The 23,122-nt window shown below is 60.2% G+C and carries 24 protein-coding genes; 8 read left to right on the forward strand and 16 right to left on the reverse strand.

Translation table 11 applies throughout. The features are described 5' to 3' along the window. Positions 1-21: 21 nt before the first annotated feature. Both NXT3_RS11260 and NXT3_RS11265 read right to left on the reverse strand, forming a co-directional pair. Positions 22-1,353 carry a GGDEF domain-containing protein gene (locus tag NXT3_RS11260; protein ID WP_104839339.1) on the reverse strand — a complete coding sequence of 444 codons (1,332 nt, stop codon included), beginning with the start codon at positions 1,351-1,353 and terminating at the stop codon, positions 22-24. Between the two features lie 274 nt (positions 1,354-1,627). After that, positions 1,628-2,461 (reverse strand): response regulator, encoded by an 834-nt coding sequence (locus NXT3_RS11265; protein WP_097538194.1) that lies wholly within the window; start codon positions 2,459-2,461, stop codon positions 1,628-1,630. A 230-nt stretch (positions 2,462-2,691) separates the two neighbouring features. On the opposite strand from NXT3_RS11265, the gene NXT3_RS11270 reads away from it, so the two are divergent. From NXT3_RS11270 to NXT3_RS11285, 4 genes are all read left to right on the forward strand, one after another. Then, positions 2,692-4,101 (forward strand): adenylate/guanylate cyclase domain-containing protein, encoded by a 1,410-nt coding sequence (locus NXT3_RS11270; RefSeq protein ID WP_104839340.1) that lies wholly within the window; start codon positions 2,692-2,694, stop codon positions 4,099-4,101. A gap of 45 nt (positions 4,102-4,146) precedes the next feature. Continuing rightward, positions 4,147-4,440 (forward strand): hypothetical protein, encoded by a 294-nt coding sequence (locus tag NXT3_RS11275; protein ID WP_234819689.1) that lies wholly within the window; start codon positions 4,147-4,149, stop codon positions 4,438-4,440. Between the two features lie 106 nt (positions 4,441-4,546). Continuing rightward, positions 4,547-5,206 carry a dihydrofolate reductase family protein gene (locus NXT3_RS11280; protein ID WP_104839341.1) on the forward strand — a complete coding sequence of 220 codons (660 nt, stop codon included), beginning with the start codon at positions 4,547-4,549 and terminating at the stop codon, positions 5,204-5,206. 137 nt (positions 5,207-5,343) lie between these two features. Continuing rightward, on the forward strand, positions 5,344-5,763 hold the full coding sequence (locus tag NXT3_RS11285; protein WP_104839987.1) for a CBS domain-containing protein: 420 nt from the start codon (positions 5,344-5,346) through the stop codon (positions 5,761-5,763). 79 nt (positions 5,764-5,842) lie between these two features. Here NXT3_RS11285 and NXT3_RS11290 read toward each other — a convergent pair whose 3' ends face one another. Further along, the gene (locus NXT3_RS11290; protein WP_104839988.1) at positions 5,843-6,106 is read right to left on the reverse strand and encodes a hypothetical protein; all 264 of its coding nucleotides are present in this window, start codon (positions 6,104-6,106) and stop codon (positions 5,843-5,845) included. 375 nt (positions 6,107-6,481) lie between these two features. On the opposite strand from NXT3_RS11290, the gene NXT3_RS11295 reads away from it, so the two are divergent. After that, positions 6,482-7,114, forward strand: coding sequence for a TerC family protein (locus NXT3_RS11295; protein WP_097524971.1), 633 nt, complete (start codon positions 6,482-6,484; stop codon positions 7,112-7,114). A 349-nt stretch (positions 7,115-7,463) separates the two neighbouring features. Here the strand turns inward: NXT3_RS11295 and NXT3_RS11300 are convergent, their stop codons facing one another. From NXT3_RS11300 to NXT3_RS11315, 4 genes are all read right to left on the reverse strand, one after another. Continuing rightward, on the reverse strand, positions 7,464-10,070 hold the full coding sequence (locus NXT3_RS11300) for a mechanosensitive ion channel family protein (RefSeq protein WP_104839342.1): 2,607 nt from the start codon (positions 10,068-10,070) through the stop codon (positions 7,464-7,466). A 202-nt stretch (positions 10,071-10,272) separates the two neighbouring features. Next, the gene (locus NXT3_RS11305) at positions 10,273-10,740 is read right to left on the reverse strand and encodes a GFA family protein (RefSeq protein ID WP_104839343.1); all 468 of its coding nucleotides are present in this window, start codon (positions 10,738-10,740) and stop codon (positions 10,273-10,275) included. 86 nt (positions 10,741-10,826) lie between these two features. Next, entirely contained in the window at positions 10,827-11,387 is a 561-nt protein-coding gene (locus NXT3_RS11310; protein ID WP_097538189.1) for a DUF924 family protein, read from the reverse strand. 173 nt (positions 11,388-11,560) lie between these two features. Further along, positions 11,561-13,336, reverse strand: a complete 1,776-nt coding sequence (locus NXT3_RS11315) for an SLC13 family permease (RefSeq protein ID WP_097538188.1) — start codon at positions 13,334-13,336, stop codon at positions 11,561-11,563. A 333-nt stretch (positions 13,337-13,669) separates the two neighbouring features. On the opposite strand from NXT3_RS11315, the gene NXT3_RS11320 reads away from it, so the two are divergent. Both NXT3_RS11320 and NXT3_RS11325 read left to right on the forward strand, forming a co-directional pair. Next, on the forward strand, positions 13,670-13,948 hold the full coding sequence (locus NXT3_RS11320) for a putative periplasmic lipoprotein (RefSeq protein WP_037423532.1): 279 nt from the start codon (positions 13,670-13,672) through the stop codon (positions 13,946-13,948). A 32-nt stretch (positions 13,949-13,980) separates the two neighbouring features. Continuing rightward, positions 13,981-14,271 carry a hypothetical protein gene (locus NXT3_RS11325; RefSeq protein WP_097538187.1) on the forward strand — a complete coding sequence of 97 codons (291 nt, stop codon included), beginning with the start codon at positions 13,981-13,983 and terminating at the stop codon, positions 14,269-14,271. A gap of 76 nt (positions 14,272-14,347) precedes the next feature. On the opposite strand, the gene NXT3_RS11330 is transcribed toward NXT3_RS11325, so the two are convergent. From NXT3_RS11330 to NXT3_RS11355, 6 genes are all read right to left on the reverse strand, one after another. Beyond that, a complete protein-coding gene (locus NXT3_RS11330; RefSeq protein ID WP_104839344.1) occupies positions 14,348-14,686 on the reverse strand; it encodes a DUF1515 family protein in 339 nt (112 codons plus the stop codon). Beyond that, positions 14,679-14,930 (reverse strand): hypothetical protein, encoded by a 252-nt coding sequence (locus tag NXT3_RS32370; protein WP_234819691.1) that lies wholly within the window; start codon positions 14,928-14,930, stop codon positions 14,679-14,681. The genes NXT3_RS11330 and NXT3_RS32370 overlap by 8 nt, the downstream gene beginning before the upstream one ends. Positions 14,931-15,050: 120 nt before the next feature. Further along, on the reverse strand, positions 15,051-15,896 hold the full coding sequence (locus tag NXT3_RS11345) for a glycoside hydrolase family 108 protein (RefSeq protein WP_234819692.1): 846 nt from the start codon (positions 15,894-15,896) through the stop codon (positions 15,051-15,053). Positions 15,897-15,989: 93 nt separating this feature from the next. Next, the gene (locus NXT3_RS11350; RefSeq protein WP_234819693.1) at positions 15,990-17,297 is read right to left on the reverse strand and encodes a calcium-binding protein; all 1,308 of its coding nucleotides are present in this window, start codon (positions 17,295-17,297) and stop codon (positions 15,990-15,992) included. Between the two features lie 212 nt (positions 17,298-17,509). Then, positions 17,510-17,845, reverse strand: coding sequence for a hypothetical protein (locus NXT3_RS31640; RefSeq protein ID WP_052035560.1), 336 nt, complete (start codon positions 17,843-17,845; stop codon positions 17,510-17,512). Positions 17,846-17,913: 68 nt separating this feature from the next. Beyond that, positions 17,914-18,672, reverse strand: coding sequence for a TylF/MycF/NovP-related O-methyltransferase (locus tag NXT3_RS11355; RefSeq protein WP_037386506.1), 759 nt, complete (start codon positions 18,670-18,672; stop codon positions 17,914-17,916). A gap of 318 nt (positions 18,673-18,990) precedes the next feature. On the opposite strand from NXT3_RS11355, the gene NXT3_RS11360 reads away from it, so the two are divergent. Next, a complete protein-coding gene (locus tag NXT3_RS11360; protein ID WP_097524980.1) occupies positions 18,991-19,833 on the forward strand; it encodes a glycosyltransferase family 2 protein in 843 nt (280 codons plus the stop codon). Between the two features lie 136 nt (positions 19,834-19,969). Here NXT3_RS11360 and NXT3_RS11365 read toward each other — a convergent pair whose 3' ends face one another. From NXT3_RS11365 to NXT3_RS11375, 3 genes are all read right to left on the reverse strand, one after another. Continuing rightward, on the reverse strand, positions 19,970-20,464 hold the full coding sequence (locus tag NXT3_RS11365; protein WP_104839345.1) for a hypothetical protein: 495 nt from the start codon (positions 20,462-20,464) through the stop codon (positions 19,970-19,972). A 1-nt stretch (position 20,465) separates the two neighbouring features. After that, positions 20,466-21,677 (reverse strand): hypothetical protein, encoded by a 1,212-nt coding sequence (locus tag NXT3_RS11370; RefSeq protein WP_097524982.1) that lies wholly within the window; start codon positions 21,675-21,677, stop codon positions 20,466-20,468. Between the two features lie 90 nt (positions 21,678-21,767). Further along, entirely contained in the window at positions 21,768-23,117 is a 1,350-nt protein-coding gene (locus NXT3_RS11375) for a tail fiber domain-containing protein (RefSeq protein ID WP_104839346.1), read from the reverse strand. Positions 23,118-23,122 lie beyond the last annotated feature (5 nt).

Raw genomic sequence — 23,122 nt, forward strand, 5'->3', positions numbered from 1 at the left:
CGCGAGCCGGCCCGTCAACCCTCACGACGCCAGCGCATCGAGCAGCGTCAGCTCGGAAATGACGCGGTTTCGCCCGGCGTGTTTCGCCATATAGAGAAACTGGTCGGCGGCGTGCAGGTAGTTCTCGAAGGCTTCCGGCGCCTCGATCGTCGCAAGACCGATCGAGACGGTGATCGCCAGCTCCTCATCGTCGGCGACGATCTTCGTCTTCGCCAGTTCCGCCCGCAGTTTTTCACAAAAGGCGAATGCGTCGCGCACGCCGTGGCCATCGAACAGGATACCGAACTCCTCGCCGCCGAGCCGCGCCAGGAGATGCTCCTCTCCAACGAGAGTCTTTAATTGCCGGGCGACATGCTTCAATACGAGATCGCCGATCTCGTGGCCGTAGGTGTCGTTCAAGCGTTTGAAATGGTCGATGTCGAGGACGGCGATCGAGGTCCCTTCGCCGCGTCGTAAATATTGATCAACCAGGCGCGGGCCGGTCATGAAGAAATGGCGGCGGTTGAAGATTCCCGTCAGGTAGTCGCTGGCCGCTGCGAGTTTCAGGGCCTGAATGCGCTTCTGAAGCATGGCGGCGTGCCGAACGCGGCCGCTGAACTCAGCCTCGAGGAAAGGCTTGCGGATGAAATCCGCGCCGCCGGCCTCGAAGAAGCGCGCAGCGAGTCGTGCATCGCCCTGTTCCGAGAGACCGATGATCGGTACGGCATCCTCGCCCTGGCGCTTGCGCACTTCTTCGAGCAGGGCGAGACCGGCAAGGTCGGCAAGACCTGTATCGGTGACGACCACGTCGACTGCCCCGCCCTGGTCCAGGACCTGCAATGCTTCCCACGCTTCCGACGTCTCGATCACCGCAAATAGCCCCCGCCGCAGGACGCCTGCCATCTGCTCCCGCGAGGCCGCACAGGAATCCACCAGCAGCACATTGGTTCGCCCCTTGGTGAGGACCCGGTCGACCGCCGCGATCAGCCGCTCGATCGACTCTGGCTCGTTCTTGACGATGCAATCGGCAACGCCCCGGTTGAGGATCTGATCGCGGGTGCTGTCGTTGAAGGCGGCGGTGAAGACGATTGCCGGGACATTGTTCGCCAGAATGAAGTCCAAGGCCTCGCAATTCGGGGCGTCGGGCAGGTTGAGATCGAGGACCGCGAGCGAAAACACCCACTCCTCCGCCGCAGCAACCTCGGCCTTCACCGCGGCGAGCGAGGCGCAATGGGCGACATTTATTCCGTGCGTAAGCTCCAGCCCGTGTTTGAGAGCGGCCGCGAACATCCGTGAATCCTCGACGAGCAGCAGACGCTTGTCGCGGTGCTTCTGAATATGGTTCGCCCGTCCCGACGCGCGGCGCAATCTCACGACCCCTGCAACCCTATCCCCTGCGGCAGCTCGTCCCCGGTCGCAGCGACGCCAAGGCTTTTGCCTCTGCGCGATCCGATCCGTGCGGCGGAGCCACGTGACCCAATATGCAATTGCGCCGATTCGCATCGTCACCGAAGCCCCTCGGTGAGATGCGCCTATCTGGGAATCCCCAGTTCATCTGCTGCGATTGAACGGGCTGCCGGTTGCAATTTCGTTAACGCAGCAACCACCAGCATGGAATTTCAACTGCTTGCTTGAAAATTCGCGAGCGTCAGGCGGGAATTTTCACCCTTTCGCTCAAAGTCTTGATTTTCGTCAAAGTGTCGAGGTTCTGGTTGACGCGGCAATAGAACTCCTCGTTGACGAAGGGACGCACGACGAAATCATTGCCGCCGGCCTTGAGGAAGCGCGCGGAAAGCAAGCGGTTGGTCGACGATGAGACGCCGATGATGCGCAACTGATGCGGTCCGTGGGCCGAGCGGATCCGGCGCGTCAGCTCGAAGCCGTCGATATCCGGCATGTTGTAATCGGTGATGACCAGCGCAATATCCGGATTGTTCTTCAGGATCTTCAGCGCCGCCGCACCGCTTTCGGCCGAGCTGGTGCGAAAATTGTAGCGCTTCAGCTGCGTTGTCAGCAGCGCCCGCGCGGTCGGGCTGTCGTCGACGATCAGCACGTGATGCTTCTGGTTGGTGAGGAACCGGCAGACCGATTCCGCCAGCATGTCGACAGCAAAGACGCTGTCCTTGATCACATAGTCGACGATGTCCTTGGCGAGAATCGCCTCACGCGTCTTCTCCTGAAAGGAACCGGTGAAGACGACCGTCGGCACGCTCATGTCGATCAGATAGTTGAGCGCCTCGCCGTTCTCCGCACCCGGCAGGTTGATGTTCGAAATGGCAAGCGAGGCCGGAAAGGACGCATTCTCCACGGCAAACTGCAAATCCTCGTAGTCGCGGCAGACGATCACGTCGATATCGAACAACTCCTTCAGTCGTTTCGAAACCATCGATGAGAACAGGTTGGAGTCCTCGGCAAGCACAATGCGGTGCTCGCCAAGGGATTCGCCGGAATAATACATTCCGGAAACGCCGAAGAATGACATTGATCGCCTATGTGAAAGAGTGTCCCCGAAAGCATCGTAGGGGAAGAGACTTTATCGGGTGTTAATGGGAGGAATCGCGGGGTGAAGCGCCGCAGTAAAGCTTGCGAATGGATTACCCTCATCCTGGCCGGCGAAAGCAGGAGCGCCCCTCTTTCTCTAAGCGGCCGCTCGCCTTCGTTAGACAAGACAAATCGCCTGACCACGCGTCAGTTTCCGTATAGAATGCCGGCATGGGTGAAGCTCAGACGCTATTCGAAGTGCTGCGCCAGTCTGTGAAGCCGAAGGTCGCTAATGCCTTCGAGCGGCTGGTTCGCGATGCGCCCGACCGCAAGCTCTGCCGCATCAATGCGCTCGGCTTTGCTAGCGCCGAGGGGCTCGACGAGGAAGAAACGATCGCGGGCTTCCTGCACGCCTCCCGGCTCGGCATTTTCGAGCTTTCCTGGAATGTCCTCTGCCCCGGCTGCGGCGGCGTGCTCGATGCCAATACGTCGTTGAAGTCGGTGCAGAGCACCGAATATACCTGTGCCCTCTGTGCTGCAGGCTACGAGCCGACCCTCGACGAGATGGTCGAGGTGACCTTCACGGTGAGCCCGCGGATGCGCCACATCGAGGCACACAATCCGCACGAGTTGCCGCCGATCGAATATTTCCGCCAGATGTATTGGGGCTCCGGCATCGATCTGCCCGAGGACGACTACGAGGAGAAATTCGACCAGTTCATTATCGAGACGCTGGAACTGCCGCCGGGCGAAAAGGCGGTCATCTCGCTGCAGCTGCCCGCGGAATTCGTCATCGTCTTCGAACCGGTGACGCATGCGGCGCAGTTCCTGGATGTCAGCGGCGAGCCGACCAGGGAACGACGCAATCTTTCGCTCGTCTTCGACCGCGCGCACCGGCATGCCGAAACGCTGAAGATGCAGCCCGGCCCGCTTCGCATTCAGGTGGAAAACCATGCGGAGGTCCGCACCCTCCCCTCGGTCTGCATGGCCAACGAGACGCTGCACGGCATGCTCGGCCGCCGGCGGCCGTTCCTCACCGCCAAGCGGCTGCTCTCCAACCAGACCTTCCGCGACATTTACCGCACGGACATGCTCGACGTCGACCAACGGCTGAAGATCACTAGCCTGACCTTCCTTTTTACCGACCTGCGCGGTTCGACCGAGCTCTACGAGCGCGTCGGCGACCTGGCCGCATTCGATCTGGTGCGGGCGCATTTCCGGGTCCTGAACGAGATCGTTGCGGCCGAGGCCGGCGCCGTCGTCAAGACGATCGGCGACGCCGTGATGGCGACCTTTCCGACACCGGACCGGGCGGTCGCCGCGGCCATGCGGATGCGCGACGCCATGCGCAAGCTCAATGACGAACGCGGCAGCGAGGACCTGCTCCTGAAAATCGGTATCCACGAAGGACCGTGCATCGCCGTCAATTTGAACGAGCGGCAAGACTATTTCGGCCAGACCGTCAACATCGCCTCGCGCGTCCAGCACCTGGCCACGTCGCGCGAGATCTTTGCTACCGGCTCTGTGCTCGAAGACCCGCGAGCCTCCAACCTGCTTTCGGATCGGGGTCTGAGCCCGATGTCACACAATGTCACGCTGCGCGGCATTGCCACCGAGATCAGCATCTTCGCTATTCCGTGAGGCCGCGACTGAGAAAGGTGCCGCACTCCTGGAGTCCATCGTTCAGTGGACGTTCAGGCTCGGAGGCCCACTCTGGCGGGAGTGAAGGAGGAAGCCATACGTATCCTGCCGTTTCTATTTGTCGCCGCAGCGATGACAACCGGAAAGGCCGAGGCCGGCAGTCAATCGTCGAACACGAGCTCGAACAGTTCATCCAACAACGGAGTCGTCAACGAGCGGATCGTCGACACCTACTGCGAGGACGGCTATTGCGAACGCCGCGTCTGGCGCCGGACCTATCGCGAGGGACGCCGTGGTGGCGAAGGAGAATGGCGCCGCTATTTTTATCATGAGGACTGACCTGATCGATTTTGGAAGTTAGGCCGAAATTGTCGCTGGCGGCGGTCGGAATCAGCCCCCGCCATCCGTCTTAGTCGATATCAGGAGGCGACTAAGGAGAGCGATAATGAGAAAGATCATCGTTGGCGCATTCGTAAGTCTGGACGGAATCATGCAGGCGCCGGGGGGACCGCACGAAGATCCCGTCGGCGGCTTCAAATATGGCGGCTGGGCCTTCCCCTATTTCGACGAGGCCATGGGACAAGCGGTGGACGAGATGTTCGCCAAGCCGTTTGACCTCCTGCTTGGCCGGAAGACCTATGAGATCTTCGCGGCGCATTGGCCCTGTGCCGGCGCGGACGACCCGATCGGCTCATTGTTCGACCGCATCACCAAATACGTCGCGACGCGCAATCCGGACCTGAAGCTCGACTGGAAGAACAGTCAGACATTGGGCAACGACGTGCTTGCTACACTGCAAGAACTGAAAGCTGAGCAAGGACCGGACCTGCTGACGCAGGGCTCGACCGATTTCCTCCAGACCCTTTTCCGCCATGACCTGGTGGACGAGATGTATATCTCGTACTTTCCCATCATTCTCGGAAAGGGGAAGAGGCTGTTCGGCGAAGGCGCAGCACCGATGGCGTTGAAACTGGTAAGTTCGAAGGTCTCCGGAACCGGCGTCACGGTCAACAAATATATCCGCGGAGGACCGGTCGTCACCGGTTCATTCGAATTCGATCAGCCATCCGAAGCGGAACTCGAACGGCGACGAAAATTGACGTGAGCGATTTCGCGACTGTGGACCGCATCTTTTCCACGAACGTGTAAAGTTCGTGCCGAATTCGCATCGAAACACCGGTTTCCAACGATTGGCCATGTTTCAGGCGTGTAATGCGGCTGAGTATAGCAAGGGAGGATATGATGAGAACCGAAGAAGCGATGCATTCCGGTGTTCGTTGGATCGGCCCGGAAGCGGATCTGCGAACCATCGCGCGGATCATGAAGGAGGAAGACATCGGCGCGCTGCCGGTCGGCGAGAACGATCGCTTGATCGGAATGGTAACCGATCGCGATCTCACTCTGCGTGCATTGGCGAACGGCCGCGACGTCTCCTCGCTGACGGCTCGCGACGTTATGACCAGGGAGATCGTCTATTGCCGCACCAATGAATCCGTCGAAGACGCCATTCGCCTGATGGAGTCGAAGAAGATCCGGCGGCTGCCGGTGATCAACGATGACAAGCGCATGGTCGGCATGCTGTCGCTGGGCGACATTTCCCACTGCACCAGCCAGCAATTGGCAGGCGAATTGGTCAAGGCAGTCAGCGCTCACCACGCCTGAGCCATTGGACACAATTGTCCAGCATTAAGGAGCGGCGGGGCACCACGGTCCCGCCGCCTTCACGCGACCGGCTGTTCAGTTACTTCACCACAACGGAGCCGTTGACGATTTCGATGGTCTCGTCGCCTTGAAGGCCAATATGGTCGCCACTCGGCGCGGTCACGAAGCAGCCGCTCGGGCAGATCATTTCCGTAGCGCCGGAATCGACGACCACCTCTATCCGGCTTTCTCCCTCGACGATCACCAATATGGCGGATTCGCCATCCTTGTTGGTCACCATTGCAGCATTCGCGACGCCAGCGGCAAACATGCCGCAAAGCGAGGCAGCAACAACTGTCTTCATCGCCATCGGCGCGCTACCCGCGCGCCGCCCCCTTTGGCCGGTCACCCTTTCGCCCCGTGGCAAAAACTACCGGCCCCCTTCAGCCCACGCCAACCTAGACAATGGCCGGTTGAATTGCATGCTTTTTATGAGAGAACTGCTGAATAGGCGCTGAATGGCGCGTTGAGCTGTCGTTCAGAAGGACGAAGGCCGGCAGCTTGTATCGTGTTCTTCGACACGGGGACCGGAGCCGGACGCGGCGGCAATTTGCCGATCTCCGCAATATCTTTGGACGAGATCTCCCCTGCCCCTTGATCCGGCGATTGTTGACGGTCTATGCGTTTGCGACGCCGGCCCGGCGTTTTCGGGGATCAGGGTATACAAGGATTACCGCTTATGGAGATTTTCACGTCCGCCGGACTATTGGCGCTTATGCAAGTTATCGTCATCGACCTCGTGCTTGCCGGGGACAACGCCGTCGTGATCGGCCTCGCGGCAGCGGGCCTGCCGATAGAGCAACGCAAGAAGGCCATTCTCGTCGGCATTATTGCGGCGACCGTACTTCGTATCGTGCTCGCGGCCTTCACGGTTCAGCTTCTGGCTATCATCGGGCTTCTCCTCGCCGGCGGCATTCTCCTGCTTTGGGTCTGCTGGAAAATGTGGCGGGAGATTCGTTCAGGCGGCCATGAAGAGCTTGGATTGGACGACGCCAACGCACCGAAGAAGACATTCAGGCAGGCCGCGACCCAGATCGTCGTGGCAGACGTGTCGATGTCGCTCGACAACGTGCTTGCGGTCGCAGGCGCCGCACGCGAGCATCCGACCGTCCTCGTCTTCGGGCTCATGCTCTCCATCGCCTTGATGGGCGTTGCGGCAACCTTCATTGCCAAGCTGCTCGCCCGCTACCATTGGATCGCCTATGTCGGCCTGGCGATCATTCTCTACGTCGCTCTCGATATGATCTATCGCGGCGCCTTGGAGGTATGGCCACACGTCGCGCCGGTCGCCCAGGCCATGGCCGGGCTCTGACAGCATGTTCCGGAACCGGCGCGTGGACGCGCCGGTTCCGGCACTGCGGCGATAACCTTGCGGCGCCGAAGAGCATCTGCAAGTCGCCTACACGGCGCCGTGCATCCTCAGACGCCACAGTGCACGACAGCAGCATGAATACGCCTTGTCGTCTACCGTACGCACTGCTCTTCTCCCTCATTCCTGTGCTTGTCACAGGAATCCAGCAGTCCAAGTCCTTGGGCTGAAAAATCTTCTGCGCTGCCGACGCGCCGTCGCTGTGACAAGCACATGAGGGCGTGCCACCGTCGTTTACTGCGGGGCGCTGTAGCACTTCGAATTGCTACCGAAGCTTCGAAATTCATTCGCGTTAGCGGCTGCTGCTGCGCGCACCGAAGGACCGGCGGCGCGTCTCGCTCTCCTCCGCCTGAATCTCGGTTTTGTCTTCCTCAGCCGCTGGTAGCTCGATGTCGGATGGCGTCGCCTCCTCCGGCGTCGTGTCCTCTACCCTCACAGGGAATGGGGCGCCGATCTCCTCGTCGCGGAAACGCTCGTAAATCGAGACACGGATGTCGTTGCGGACGTTGCCCGCCGTCAGCACGTCGGCGACATAGATGCGCAATTCGAAAGTCATGCGCTCGTCGCCGAAGGCCGTGAAGCCGACATTCGGCGCCGGATTCTTGAGGACCATCGGATGGGCGGCGGCGATTTCGTGCAGCAGCTCGATGACCCGGCGCGGATCGCTGGCATAGCTGAGCGTGATGGTAATTTCGGAGCGACCAAGCTTGTTTCGGTGCGTCCAGTTGCCGACCGATGCGTTGATGAGCAGCGAGTTCGGCATCATGATCGACTGGTGCTGGAAGGTTTCGATCTCGGTCGCGCGGACGGAAATGCGCCGGACGAAGCCCTCGGTCGTGCCGCTGACGATCCAGTCGCCGACCTTGAAGGGCCGCTCGACGAGCAGGATCAAGCCCGAGACGAAATTCGAGACGATGTTCTGCAGGCCGAAACCGACGCCGAGCGAGAGAGCACCGGCGACGAGAGCGAGGCTTGAAAGATCGATGCCCGCCGCCGACAGGCCGATGAGGCCGGCAAGGCCGACGCCGATATAGCCGATGCCGGTGCGGATGGAATTGCGCACGCCGGCATCGACACGGCTACGCGCCATGACGTTGCCGTCGATCCAGCGCTGCACCCAACGGGTGACGACAAAGCCGATCGCGAAGAAGAGCACGCCCGCAAGAAGGCCGACCAGCGAGATCGTAATCGTTCCGATCCGGATCTCGGTAACGAACCGATAGACCCAGGATTCGATATCCGCGATTTGGAAGCCCCATTGCAGCAGGATCAGCGGGATGAAAAACAGCGCGACGAGCGCATATATGCCGAGGCCGGCGACAAGGCCGATCTGGTCGAGCCCCACCTGTTCCAGTTTGAAGCGACGTTCGAGATAGCGTCCCCCGACCGTTTCCGCGAAGGCGCCCTGTTTGGAGACCGATCGACCGGTGAGAATGCCGATATACATCGTCACCAGGATGGCGCCGGTAACGATGATCTGCGTGGCAATGAACCGCGCCAGGCCGACATACCCGGCAAGGGCTATTGCAATCAGCCCTGCTCCCAACAACAGCAGCGACACGGAAATGAACCGCGGCCACGGACGACCGGGTGCGTCAAACGGCTCGTCCTGCCTGAGCGTCGGGCGGATCCATGCCATCGACATCAATATCAGCCCGATGATGATCGATGCGAGAAAGCTCTTGGCGACGGTCAGCAGGACCGGCGAACCAAGGGAATCGCTGATGCTTCCGAGCAAGTAGTCGAGGCCGTTGACCAGCGCCATGGCAAAGATCGGCGCCATCAGCATGCGCGCACCGCGATCCGAAACGCGCACGAGACGCCAGCTCGAGCGCGCTGGCGACAGCACGGCACTCGCCAGCCTGGTGACGAAGAAGACGGCAACACCCATGCCAAGCGTAACCGCAATGATCGGTGCTATGTCCGGCCGCAAGACATTGAAGCTGCTCAGGAAGAAATAGCTCGAGGTTGCGAAGGCGATGAGCGCCATGGTCGGAATAAGCGTGGACCAGAAGGCCAGCGAAAGCTGCCGGAAATAAGTGGGCTCGTCCTGCTCCTCGTGCTGCAAAATGAACGGCGAGAAAAACCTATAGCCCCCGACGAGAAAAATCATCGCCCCGCAGAGCGAAAGAAAGATCGCGGTCAAGAAGGGAATGCGCTTGTAGTTCCACGCAAACGTCAGCCAGCTGCTGACGCTGCGCCACAATGCCCTGCTCTCGTCAGCCGTGGTCGTGATCGCCTCGCTCAACATCGCCACGGAAACCTCGGTGCGCTTCAGCAGGGTGTTGGAGAACAGCGCGCGGCGGGTGGCAGTGATGCCGTTGGCGAGCTTCCTGGCCTCAACGGAAAGATTTTCCGCTCTCCCGGTCAGAGCGTTGATGGCGCCGCGCTCGGCCAGCAGGCGCTTTCGCTCCTCGGTGACGATTGCCGCCTCGGGCGGCTGGCCCTCGCCCGGCGGATCGCCTAACTCGGCAAGCCGCGCCTTGATTTCGTCGAGACGCGACCGCGTCGCCACCGATGCCGAGATGATCTGCTTCGACAGCTCGTCGACCTGGACCTTGAGTTCGGCAAGCAACGTATCGTCATCGGCGGCGGCGCCGACACGATCGGCCAGCCGCTTGAGCTCTCGGTCAGCCTGGTCGAGCTGGTCTTCCGCCTGCTGCAGCAAGGGTGAAGCATTTGCCGGGGCCTCGTCGGCTTCGCGTTGGGCCGCCGGAGCGGGTGGCGCGGACTGCGCTTCCGGACTCGGTTGGGGCGGCTGCGCAGGCGTCGGCGTCGAAGGCGCGACCTGTTGCGGTTGCGCCGCCTGCTGGGCCGTCGCCGTGCCGCCCCCGGCGAGCGTCAGGACGACGAACGAAATGGCAATCGAGAGAACGGTCAATTTCGCAGCGGGATGCAATTCGGTATCCTTCGAAATCCGGGAGCCACACAGACGAAATCGCCTGAGCGATCAGCTCGTCTCCTGTGCATAGGCAAGACGGCAAAAAGATGCAAAAGCCGCCCCGGAGCGATGAATTTCTACGTGAATCGGCGCTAATTCACAATTGTTTCACGGCACCCAAGTCCGAGACGAGGCGTTCTTCCGCAGACAACGCGACGTTCTACGAGTCGGGCTTCCCGGCCCATTCCGCATATCCTTGCAACAGGTCCTCATACTCCTCCATCGCCGGGATCGTTTCGTAACTATGGACGGCGGGCGTGGTCGCCCATGGCAATTTCTCGCTTGTCCAGGTCTCGATGAAAGGCGCGAACCAGCTGGCGTCGTCGAGCATCGTCGCACGAAGGTTCACGAACCAATCCATCCCTTCGGGGCGGGTGAACATCCAGCTCATGCAGTGCGGGCAAAAATAGTGGCGCGTCGCGCCGTGCAGTCCGCCGATCACCGGGTCTCCCTTGGTTACCGCGAAGCCCTCGCTCGGGACCGCGACGCTTAATGAGTAAGCGCTCGCCGTCATGCGCTGGCACCCCGTGCAATGGCAGGCCATGGTGACAAGCGGCGGAGCGCTGACCTCGATGCGCACCCGTCCGCAGCGGCACCCGCCCTCCCACGGCAGCCTTTTCATGCTCATGGCGTTTCTCCCTTGCGTGATGTCCGCTGTCCTTGCGTCTGTTGAGACCACAAGCGGCGCAGTTGACCTGTATTAGCACGATTGGTCTAGAAGCCCGCCCCCGGCTGCGCGAGATACTCCTCTTCGGCCGGCGTCGAAGTGCGCCCCAAGATCGCGTTGCGATGCGGAAAGCGCCCGAACCGTTCGATCACCTCCCGGTGGCGAATGGCATAGTCGAGATAGCCGGGGTCGCCGAGCGCGGTAAACAGCTTCACCGACATCGTCTGATCGGTGAGGTTCTCGGAGTGTTCGAACGGCATGTAGAAAAACGGACGCCATTCCGCCGGCACCGCAATATCGGCACTGGCCCCTATGGCGAGCTTTGCCTCGCGCAACGCGAGGCAGTCGGTCGCATAGGCGAGTGGCGAGCCTCGATACATGTTGCGCGGCAACTGATCGAACAGGATGATCGCGGCGAGCCGATTGCCCGGCGTCTGGCGCCAGCCATCGTCGAGCTTCCGTGAAAGTGCCAGATGCGATGCCTGAAAGCGCTGCACGCACTGACGATCGAGTTCGGTGCTCGGCGTGAACCAGTGGTCATAGGAAAGCTCCGTGAACCAGAACTCCAGCACCTCTTCCGGCGTGCAAATTTCCGCCCCATCGTTCATGTGACCGCCTCTCGTGACTCGCTCTTCAGATAGGAGCCGATCTTGCGGTTTCCACCGTCGATCTTCAATGCCGCCCATTCACTCTTCAGCGCCGCCTCTGCTAGCGGACCTCCAACAGGCCCGAAGGCGAGCGGTCGCCGGACAGAGGCAACAAGATCAGCGAGGATCTTTCCTTATCTAAGCGGCCAGACCCACATCAGCATCGGCACGGCGACGAGGATGATGACGATGGAGAGCGGCAGGCCGAGCCGCGGATAGTCGCCGAAGCGATAGCCGCCTGGCCCCATCACCAGCGTGTTGCACTGGTGGCCGATCGGCGTCAGGAAGTCGGAACCGGCGCCGATCGCCACCGCCATCAGGAAGGCATCAGGCCTGTAGTCCAGCGCCGATGCGAAGCTCGCGGCGATCGGCGCCATGACGAGCACCGTGGCGGCATTGTTGAGAAACGGAGTCACAGCCATGGCCGCCACGAGGATGAGCATGAGCGCGCCGGCCGGAGGCAGGTTGACCGCTATGCCGCTCAACCAGCCCGCTATCAGGTCTGAGCCGCCGGTCGTGCGCAACGTGTCGCTGACCGGGATCAGCGCCGCTAGCATGACGAGGATCGGCCCGTCGACGGCCCGATAAACCTCCCGCAGCGGAATGACGCGAAAGACCACCATGGCAAGCGCTGCGGCAAAGAAAGCAACCTGCACCGGCAGAATGCCGACCGCCGTCGCGCCCATGGCCGTCGCCAACACGATCAGCGGCACGGGGGCACGTCGGGTGGTCCCGAGCAGGATGTCCCGCTGGGCGAGCGGCAAGCAACTGAAATCCTGAAGGAACGCCGGCAGTTCCGCACGCCGGCCCTGCAAGACGACGATGTCGCCGGCCCGCAGCCTTATGCTACCGAGGCGCTGCTTCAGCCGTTCGCCTTGGCGGCTCACGGCAAGCAGGTTGATATTGTGATTGTGAAACAGGGCGAGCCGCTCCGCAGACATTCCGACCAGCGGCGAGCCGCTGGCAATCACCGCTTCGATCGCCTCAATCTCCGCCCTCGCCGTCTCGGTGGACGTTGGCGATCGATCGCCGGAGATTTTCAGTTTCGCCTGGGAAACGATGCGGTCCAGCGCAGCAGGGCCGCCTTCAAGCAGCAGAATGTCATCGGCCTCGATGACCACGTCGGGGAGCGGCGCCAGGTGGGTGCCGCGACGGAAGATGGCGATGACGACGGCGCCGCCGTCGCCGAGCTTCACGAGGTTGCTGAGCGACTTTCCGATCGCCGGGGAACCGGGGGCCGCCATAGCCTCGGACGTATAATCGGTGATTTCGATCGCGTGCTGCACCGAGACCTGCTGGCTTTTTCGCTCCGGAACGAGCCGATAGGCAAAGAGCAGAAAAATCGCCCCGACCAACGCCAGCGAGGCGCCGACAGGCGTGAAATCGAACATGCTGAAGCTTTCGCCGGTCAGTTCCTGCCGCATGCGCGATACGACAACGTTCGGTGAGGTGCCCACCTGCGTCATGAGCCCGCCGATCAGCGCGCCGAAGGCCATGGGCATCAGGAAGACCGAAGGCTGCACGTTCGAGCGCCGGGCGAATTGGAAGGCGACCGGCATCATGATGGCAAGCGCGCCGATGTTCTTGATGAAGGACGAAAGGACCGTAACGGTTACCACCAGCAGCGCGAGCTGTGCCCTCACCGAATTGAGGTCCGGAAGGAAGCGCTGGATCGCCGCATCGACGATGCCGGATCGCGCGACGCCGGCGCTGACGATCAGCGCGCTGCCGACGATGATCACGATATCGTCGCTGAAGCCGTCGAAGGCGTGGTCGTAGGGTACGATGCCGACGGCGACCGCGAGCATCAGCGCCGAACAGGCTACGACGTCATAGCGGAAGCGGTCCCAGATGAAGAAGACCATCATCGTGCCAATGACGAGAAACGAAAGAGACTGCTCGACAGTCATGCAAAACACCTGCGGCGGACTGGTCGCGACATGCCAACAAGGACGCCCGCAGGGCGGCAACGCGTCATCGCCTGAAAAGGTCCACGCTCCCCCCGGGACGTCGCTGATTGCGTATCCGGCTGCCCTAAATCATTCAATCCTCCCGTTCTGCGCAACCGAAATGTTCGAGAATTTGAACTGAAATATTGTGTTTCACCAGAAATCCGCAGAAACGCGTTCCGCTCTTTGATCGTTGCGGCTTCGGGAATACAATGATGCACCAGTTAAACGTGCAGGAAGCTCCTGCAGATGCCGGCCTTGCAGCGGCGTCGCGCCCGAGCGGAGAACATCGCCATGCGGAGTGCCCTTTCCGCGATTTTCGCAGCTTTGATGCTCGGCGCTTGCAGTTCGACACAGACCGTCGGCTATGGGCCCAATCTGGAGCCGATCCCCGGCAGCATCACCTATGGCGGCCAGCCGCGCACAAAGCTCACCAAGGCGCCGGTCGGCAGCACCGTGCCGCACCGCTTCTTCGACGATTTTGGGCGCCGCGTCTCGGAAACCTATATAATTGAACCGGATCGCTCGCTGCGGCTGACGAGCCGGCGCATCGACTACGATATCTTCGACTGACTCGGCAGGAACTCTGCAATTCGGAGATTGCCATGAAACACACACTTCCCACGCTCTGCACGGCCCTCTTGCTTGCCGGCTGCGAGATGACGACATCCTCGGTCGGCTATTCGTACGGCCTTGAGCCCATTCCCGGCAGCATCACCTACGGTGGCCAGCCGCGCACGAAACTCACCAAGGCGCCGGTCGGCAGCATCGTGCCGCACCAGTTCATTGGTCCGTTCGGTCGTCGCGTTTACGAGACCTATGTGATCGAGCCGGATCGGTCGCTCCGGCTTGTCAGCCGGCGTTATCGGGATTTCCTGCTTTTCGACGACGACTGACGCGAAAGAGCCGTTCGAACCGGGCGACGAGGGCCAGCTTCTCGAAGGCGCCGGGGGTTTGCGCACCGCACATAAGCTACGCTGCCCTGATCAGCATGATCGCCCGCCGGGCCGCATCCGCGAAGGTGACGCCGAGTGCCGCGCCACCGATGCCGATGACGCCAAGCGCCCCCATGCCTATCAGCTTCCATTTGCGGACGTCCTCGGTCACCGGCTTAATCTCGACGATGTCGTCCTTGACGAGCGTCATCGACGTCTCGAGCGTTCCAACCCGTTCGACGAGTTCGTCCATGCGCCGATCCATGGAGTTTCGCCCGGCGTCGGACCTGTCCTCCGCACGGCGGAAATCCTCCCGCAGGTTTTTCACCTCGGCAATCAATGTCCCAAGCTGTTGGTGGACCGTGGCGTCAACCATCGCGGAGCTCCCCGTGTCTCGTGCATTCGCTCTTTACCCAGACCGAAGCGGCACAAAGGCCGACCACCGTCCTGTCAATCCTGCGCTGGTCTGCCGCCGTCGCGCCGCGAGCGCCGACGAGGTCAGTGCCGACCACGCCGCGCAGGCCGCTCACATTTGCCGGCGCCGAAGTTCCACAACCCGCCAGAATGAGAGCAGGCATCATAGTCAAGGCGCTTTGTATCAGCGCTATTCGCCGCTTCATTGTTTTGCCTTTCGACGGAGTTTCTGACGCCGTCGCCGCCCTGCCGGTAGATCCAGACAAGAACACCGGCGACGACAGCCAGCGTGGCCGCAGCCGCGACCATGCGCGCACTCGAGAGCATTACCCCGCCTCCCGCACACGCCGCACGAAATACCAGAGCCCGAGGCCGGCACTGGCAACCATGATCGCGGCTAGCGCCCACTGCACTGGACCGTTGCCAGCGATGATCGCACCTCCGGCAGTGAGAATGCTGCCGATCGGCCCCCATGCCTCAGGCTTCTTCAGGATCTCGCGGAGGCCCGTATCGCGGCTATCGGCCTTGGCGGCAGCCTCCGGCGGCGTTTGCGGCTTCTCCACGGTCTGGCCGCCGGCGTCAGCCGCCAGGCTCGCGGCATTTCCAACCACACCCAGCTGATCAGCCCATTCACCCTTCGGGTCCTTGCCGGTGATGCGAATGGTCCAGCCGCGACCGTTGACCGGAAAGCCAGTCTTGGCATTCGTGAGCGATCGCAGGAAACGCATGTAGGCGTCGCAATAGGCATGGACCAACGTGCTTACGCCGCCTGGATACTTGCGCACAGCCCCGAGCGTCTGCTCGCCTACATGCCCGTCCTCGCGCACGCCGAGGACGCTCTGCAGGATCTTCACGGCTCTCGAAGGACCGGACATCCCACCGCTATTGAACACGGCATAGTCAAGCCCCGGCGGAAGGAGATCGCCGCCGCACTGCGGCCAGAACGATCGCCGGTAAATGTCGACAGCCTCTTCGCGGCTCATTGCCCTGACCTGGTCCGCAGTGACCGATTTCACGCCACGGTGCGCCGCAAGCGTGGCGCCCGTGACGCCGTATTTCGTGCCGACGAGCGCACCATGCAGCCAGTTGCCGCGATCCGAGCTGCGATTCGAATAGCCGCCCTCATCCCCGAACATGAGTTCGAGGGCGACGGGAAGAGTTTCCCGAGCCATGCATCACCATCTTTTGTGAGAGGAAGTGTCTACCCATAGGCAATAAAAAACCCCGCCGGAGCGGGGTTCCCTGTGCAGTTGCGGTGAGCGCGATCAGAGGATGAAATAGTCCTTCGTCAGCGTCACGGCGTCATCCAGGTGGATCTTGAGGTCAGCAATTTTGTCGCCGTTCACGTCCCCGTAGATGTAGGTGTCGGAGGCTTGCTTCACGTATCGAACCTGCCCGGCCGTGCCCGTGAAAGTGGCAGTGCCGATAAACGCGAATGCCTGATTGCCGGCGGCCAGGGTGCTCGCATCGATCGAGGAAAGGTCAAGCCTGTCCTGCTCGCTGGTCATGAAGTCGAAGATCGAATCGAACGTCGATCCTGCAGACTCCGAAAGTGCCTTGAACACGAACCTGTCAGCGCCCGTGCCGCCGACCAGCCGATCGGCCCCGGCTCCCCCATAGACCAGGTCATTGCCCCAGCCTGCGCCGATGATGTCGTTGCCGGCGCCGCCGGAGATGCTGTTGGCGCCGGCCGTGCCATAGAGTTCGTCGGCGTACTTGGAGCCGATCAGGTGCTCGATTGACGAATAGCTATCCCCTTTCGCGTCTCCGGTGTTGGAGCTCGTCATGCCGAGGTTAGCGATGATCCCGGCCGCTGCGTTGGCATAAGAGGCGGTGTCGGATCCATTACCCCCATAGAGCTTGTCGCCGCCGGCGCCGCCGATCAGGGCGTCGTTGCCGTCTCCACCAGTGAGGATGTTGATCCCTGAGTTGCCGACAAGCAGGTCGTTGAAGCGCGAGCCAAGGAGGTTCTCGATAAAATAGTAGGTGTCACCCTTGGCATCGTTCGTGTTGCTCGCAGGTGCAATCAGGCTCGCCGTAATCCCGACCGAAGCGGTGGCATAGGAGGCGGTGTCACTGCCGGCCCCACCATCGATCCTGTCACTGCCTGTTCCGCCAATGATGGTGTCGTTGCCAGCATAGCCATAAAGGAAGTCGTTGCCGCCATTGCCGTTAACGACATCATTCCCGTCGAAGGCGTAAAGGACATCGGCAAGATTGCCACCCGAAATGGTGTCATTGCCTTTCAAAACTTCGATAATGACACCAAGATCATCACTGGTACCGACGGTCTGCGCGGCTGCGACAATCTTGGTAGCAGCGACCGACCCCTGCACGTTGAAGAGCTGCTGCCCGCTGTACCAGGCCGCATAGCTTGTGATCGTGCCGGTTATTGGCTCACCATAGGCGTTGTAAGTGAGGCCAGTGCCGCGGAAATCTTCAATGACACCGTTCGAATAATATACCCGAAAGAGCGTTCCTGTCTGGACGTAGGACGTCCCGTAATAGATCGTGCTGAAATCGAAATCGCTCATGTTGAGCGAGTAATTCGACGCCACTGAAATGTTTGCCATTTGTGCCCCCAATACCCTGTGGAGGCAAGCCATAAAACAGTTTTAGGTTGCGGGCAATCGGGATAACGCACGCCTCGAATCTCAGCAGGATCGCCCCGCACCGTTTTGTCCATGCTGTTAAAATCGGCCGAAGCGGATCAGGCAAGACTGCAAGGCGTAACGCGACACAGAGAAAAGCCCCGTCCCGCCGCGGGGCTTACAGCATTCAAAGATCAGCCAATCCTGGGGCAGCCCGGCTCAGCTCCGAAAATGATGCGATTGCGTTCTCCTCGCCGGCCGATGCCCTTCACCTCGATGACATCGTTCGATGTACGACCAATCCTAGGGTTGCGTAGGTAGCGTCGAGCTATATAGAGCGCCTGGCGCGTTGTGCATTGATAGGCTTCTGGCTCCTCGCGATAGTATCGGCGTGGTCGGTATTCTTCGTAGTAGCGAGGGCCACCGCGGCCGATATAGACGTCGAAGTCTTGCGAAAAGGTCACCTCCGGTGCAGTCAGGGTAGCGGCTGCAACAGCGGCGAGAAAAAGCCGGAACGGTAAACCTTTCATTTTCAGGTCTCCTCTTTTCATCACGCGTGATGCTAGAGCATCAATGATGAACGGAGGCCGAACGTTCCCTATTGCTTAATCATCAGTCCTTGTCCGGTGGGAAGGGTCAAGATTGATTGACCGTGGACAGCGGCAAACTCGTTCCACATAGCGTTCTGCTCTTCGCACCCGACAAAGGCATAATCGTCAAGCACAATGCTGGCTCCTGGGACGACCTTATCCCAAACCCGATCGATGCATTCCTTCTCGTATCGTGCGACATTAAGATCGATCGAGAGATAGGCGATTTTGCTGATCGGAATTCCATCAAGCGTCTGCGGCAGAAAACCCTTCACGAGCACCGCGTTCTGAAACTTCGCGAAATTGCGCTTGGCTATATCGTAGACATCGAAATAGATGCCCGCGTTGCGCCGCTTGGCCAGGACTGCTTCCTGAGCAGTCATCTCTCCTTCTGGAATTCCAGCGAAGGTGTCGAAAAGCCAGAACTTTCGATCAAGAGCGCCGAAATTGAGATACTCGCACACAGTCATCGAAAGCAGGCCGGCATTCACCCCGAACTCCACGAAATCGCCGTCGATCTTCATCGCGCGCTGTGCGGCGAAGCAGCAAGTGTGAGCTCGCCATCGGACGTCCGGCACTCGCTTGCGCTTCGCCCAAGCTTCCCTGTTGCCCGCTTCTGAAAACCTCCAGGCCGAAGCAAATTTTGGCTCGTTCATGAACTCTATATTCTTGTTCGTCACGCGAAATCCGTCTGCCTGGTAGCCCGGAAGGGACTCCTCTCCATTCACAAGAAAGCGGATGCGCCTTTTTAACTCGCGAATACCCATTTCCACCCCTTAGAAATTTTATCCATCCTTAGTTGCAGCTGAGTAGGTTGACAAGCGCTGACCCCTCCGAGTTCGGACGTGCGCCAAAATCGCACTCCTGAACGTGGTGTAGATCCTGCGGTGGCCGACCGGCAGGCATGATGTGGGTCATCATTGTTACCTTTGTTGCTGGAAAGGACCGACGCGACGCGAACGCGCCGTCCTTGAATTTTCAGTAATGCCGACGACGAACTGCGCGTTCTGCGCGCTACGAATTCATTGACTCTTCCGAACGATCAGAACAGAGAAGGTCGCGCCGTTGCAAACTCCGAGGACCTTATGCCCAAATCGAAAGTCGTCGTCGTATTCCCCGTTTTCAACGGGGCTAGGACCTTGGAGATGAGTCTGCAATGCATTGCTGATCAGACATTTAGAGATTTTCACGGGGTTATTCTTGATAATAAATCAACAGACGACACACTTCGCGTGGCTGAGCAGTTCTGCAGAACCGATCGTCGCTTCACCGTGGTCAGAAACGAGCAGCATGTGAGCGCACCGGAAAACTTCGCTCGCGCAATCCAAATTGGCGCAGCGAAAGGCGAATATTTTTGTCTGCGTGCGTGCGATGACTACTCTTCTCTAGATTTCCTAGCATGTTTGGTCGAAGCACTTGATCGAGAGCCTATGAAATTGCTTGCGGCCTGCTCGACAAAACTAGTTGGACCGAACGGACATCGAATCAAATCTCCAGATAAATCTATCTTCGATTTCACCCCAGCATATTTGTCTGGGCGCGTACCAAGAAATCTAACGTTTCCGGCAGAATGGATTTACGGCCTCTACAGGGCCAGCGCGAAAGACTTACTAATGGCACGCTGGTTCGAATTGGGAAACCCGTGGTGTCTAGCATCCTATGTTATATCAGAGTTTGTCGTCCGCGATTTGGTGGTGTACGTTCCCGGACCAACATACGATTTCACCGAGGGATCGGGATCAGAGCAACGCTACGGAGCAAAGAGCCTCCGCGAACGACTCAGGCAGCGGTTGAGATACACTTTCGGATGCTACAAGTTAACTAAGAAGCTTCCGAAAGCTGGCTTCATCACAAGATTAAAGTTCTTTCGGATGTGCTGGAACGACGCAAGGAGAAAAACGCGTTACAAGATTTTCTGGTTTTTTTAATTAGGCATCACCTGACCACAGGAGTGTCATTGATTGCCTTTAGAGAACGTCATCGCCGGGCGTGCGGTGCCGTACTGGTGCGCAGACTAAAAAAGTTGACGGTGCCGAATTACTGACGGAACATTGCAAGAGCGTGTTAAAGATCGCGCGCGACAGTCCACATCGCATCGATTTGTATGTCGGTTAAGCCGAGTGCCGGACCTACGACTGCTATCAGCGGATTTAGTCGGCTAAACGAGGTAGCATATTCCCACTCAATCAGCGCCAGATCCTTTTCATGGCCAAGCGGCATTGTGTCAATGGCAGCTATTACTTGGGTGTGAGAAATCCCGGCGTGGATGAGTCCAAGACGCAATTGTCGCGCCGAAAGTGAGGGCATGGAAGCGCGTATCTGCTCTACCCCCGGCGGTGTGTGAGGCTGGATTGGAAAATTTGGATTGTCGGCGAGCCATTTTCGAATGATGGGGTTCAAACCGAAGCTATCATCGGGTCTCGACAGATATTCGCAGTCGTAGGTTTGACCGCTCACGTCGGTAAGATTGATCGACAGCTCGTAAGCGTCCGGCTCCTCCGTCGCAACGACCGCATGGACCAGGTTGAGCTCCATTCTACCGTGCATGGTACTAGTCATGTTACGCAGTCCTTTGAACGACAAGCCAATCAGCCGTAGCGACAATCCCCCGCACCCGCCAAGTACCTGAAAGCGCTGCGCCTGCCCCGGAATAGCCGCTTTGAACGTAGGCGTTGGTACTGTACAAACAGGGGATAACTGAAGCTTGCCGCGCAGGGTTGGATCCATTCTGCGCCATCGTGAGCACTGTCCCAATCGGGAAGCTGGTATTGGTAGATGAGCTTCCAGTATAAACTTCCGCCGCGACGAACCCCAGCGCATGCGTATGGCTCGTCCCGCTAACGGAATTTGTGGTTGAGTTGGTGATGTCGGATGGCGTGCCCAGCGTCAGCGTGCGGTTTGCCGAAATCGCGCCGCCGCCGGTAAGCCCGCTGCCGGCGATCACCTGTACCGCATTGCTTGCAGGCGTGTAGCCATAGAGCGCGTTGACGTCTGCAGCAGCGAGGTTGCCCGAATGCCAGACGGTGTTATGCGCCGCAACGGAGCTGTCGTAGAATTTCAACGCATCGGTGCTGTTCACATTCGAAAGGTACAAATAGTCGCCGGTCACGTCGTTGGCTGCGCGAAGACCGTCGCCATTCGCCGTGCCGTCGCGATGCTGAATGTAGCCCTGGCGCGCGGTCGCCTTCCAGAATCCGACATACGGGTCGCCCGTCGCCGAGCCCACGAGTTTGACCGCTTCGCCATCCGTGGTTACGGCAATCTGTATGAAGTCGACATAGGCGCCATCGAGTCGAGCTGAGGGTACCGTGCCCGCCGTGAGATTCGATGCGTTATTGGCACCGAGCGTTGCCCGCGCCGCGGCAGCGTCCGCATCGTCGAGCACGGTCTGCGCAAAAGCTGAGACGCCCAACGTCGTAAGGGCGGCTCCGGCAGTCGCATCGTCCAGAAGTGTGCGCGCAAACGGCGTCAAAGCGGTCGTCGTATAGGCGTCCGCCGCGGTCGTGTAGATCATTTTGTCCGCGCCCGTTGCAAGTCCGGCAATCGAGGCGAGCGCCGCGCTCGCAGCCTGCGCGCCGAGAGCTGCGCGGGCGGCGCTGGCGCTTGTGGCGCCCGTTCCGCCCGCGGTGATCGGCCGCGCCGCATTGGCGTCGGCCGTCAGGTCGTCGATCAGCGCATTGTAGGGGACGCTTTGGATCGTGGTGTTCGGCACCCCCTTGGTGCCGGCCGGTGGGGAATAGACTCCGCCTGTCCTTGGCAAGATAGCCTCCATGAAAAATGACCCCCGATGGGAGGCCCGCGAAACGAATGGAACATGGATTGGAATGGCGCCCGCCACCTCCGCACCTTGCCGCGGCTGCCTTTACTTCCGCCCCCTCCCCGCCGCGAAAAGCTGGCCATAATCCACCCGGCGCATACCGTCAGCCCCGCGCAGCACCGCCTCTGGCCGGGTCTTTTCCACCTCCTGCGCCATCACGCCGATATGCTTCGGCCCGGAGGTGGGTTCGCCCTTGTATTGGAACTCATAGAGGTTGTGGCCCTTGAGCCTGCCGACCTTCTCGATGTTCTTCTTGGCGCGGCGGTCGGACTTCGGAAGAAAGCCCAGCAGGGAGTCGAGCAAATTGCCGCCCGCCTGCTGCCGGGCGTTATAGGCCGCCATCTGGTTCTGGTAGTTCTGCTGCACCAACCCGGCATAATCGACCGGCTGGATCGACTGCCCCTGCGTCTGCACGAAATTCGGGCTCGTCACCTGTGCGCCTGAAAGCAGCGCCGCGATCTCGTTGATCGGCTGGTTGCGGCTCGCATATTGCTCGTTGAGATAGTTCGAGCGGGCGGTGTTCTGGGCATTGATCTGCGCCTGCTGAGCGTTGAAGCTCTGGTCCTGGAGCGCATTGTTGGCCGCCGTCGCCGATTGGCCGTTCTGGTACATCTGCTGGTTTGCGTTGTTGCCGAAATCGGCGTTCTGCAATGCCTGTCCGTAGGCCTGCGCCTGCGCCGCATTCTCGAAGCTCGCCTTCTGGTTCGCGACGTTGGCAAGCCGCGTCTGCTCCTGGCCGGCATTGAGCACGGCGGCGATGCGGGCGTCGTTCGACGTCCGGTTCGCCTCGTCGATCGCCCGGTTATAGGCCTCAGACCCCGGCTGCAGGCCCTGATTGGCAAGCCGCGTCTCCAGCGCCGCGCGGTCGCGCTCGAGCTGCGGATTGAGCCGGGCCATCAGCGCGTTCTCGTATGTCGAAGTATCGAAATCCGTCTCGTAGCTTCGCATGATGTCGCCGGCATTGCCGATGGAGGTCTGAAGCCTGGGCCCAGCAGCAAACTGCTGGTATTGCGGCAACCTCAGCTTCGAAGGGTCACCGGCGACCGGAGCTTTCGATATGTCCATCGGCTTGCCGAGCAGATCGTTCAGCCGGCTCGATTGCGATGTGGCGAGCGTCGCTAAGTTGAGGCTCGCCACATCGTTCTGATCCTTGATCTTCTGCTGCATCTCCGAAAGCTTCTGCGTCGCCGTCGCCACGGGCAGATCATAGACGTTGCCGCTCAGTGGATCGGTCCATTTCTGCGTCGTGTAGCTGTAGCTGAGGCTGCCGTCCGGCGTCACCTGGTTGACATTGCCCATATATCCGTTGGCAACGGCAGTGCCGATATTGGTGGCGGTCTGTGCCGCCGCCGTCGCCTTCGGATCGGGGGGCGTGGGAGCTTTTGACTTTCCGATAGCAC

Origin of the sequence: Sinorhizobium fredii, from assembly GCF_002944405.1 — a bacterium.
Lineage (GTDB): Bacteria > Pseudomonadota > Alphaproteobacteria > Rhizobiales > Rhizobiaceae > Sinorhizobium > Sinorhizobium fredii_C.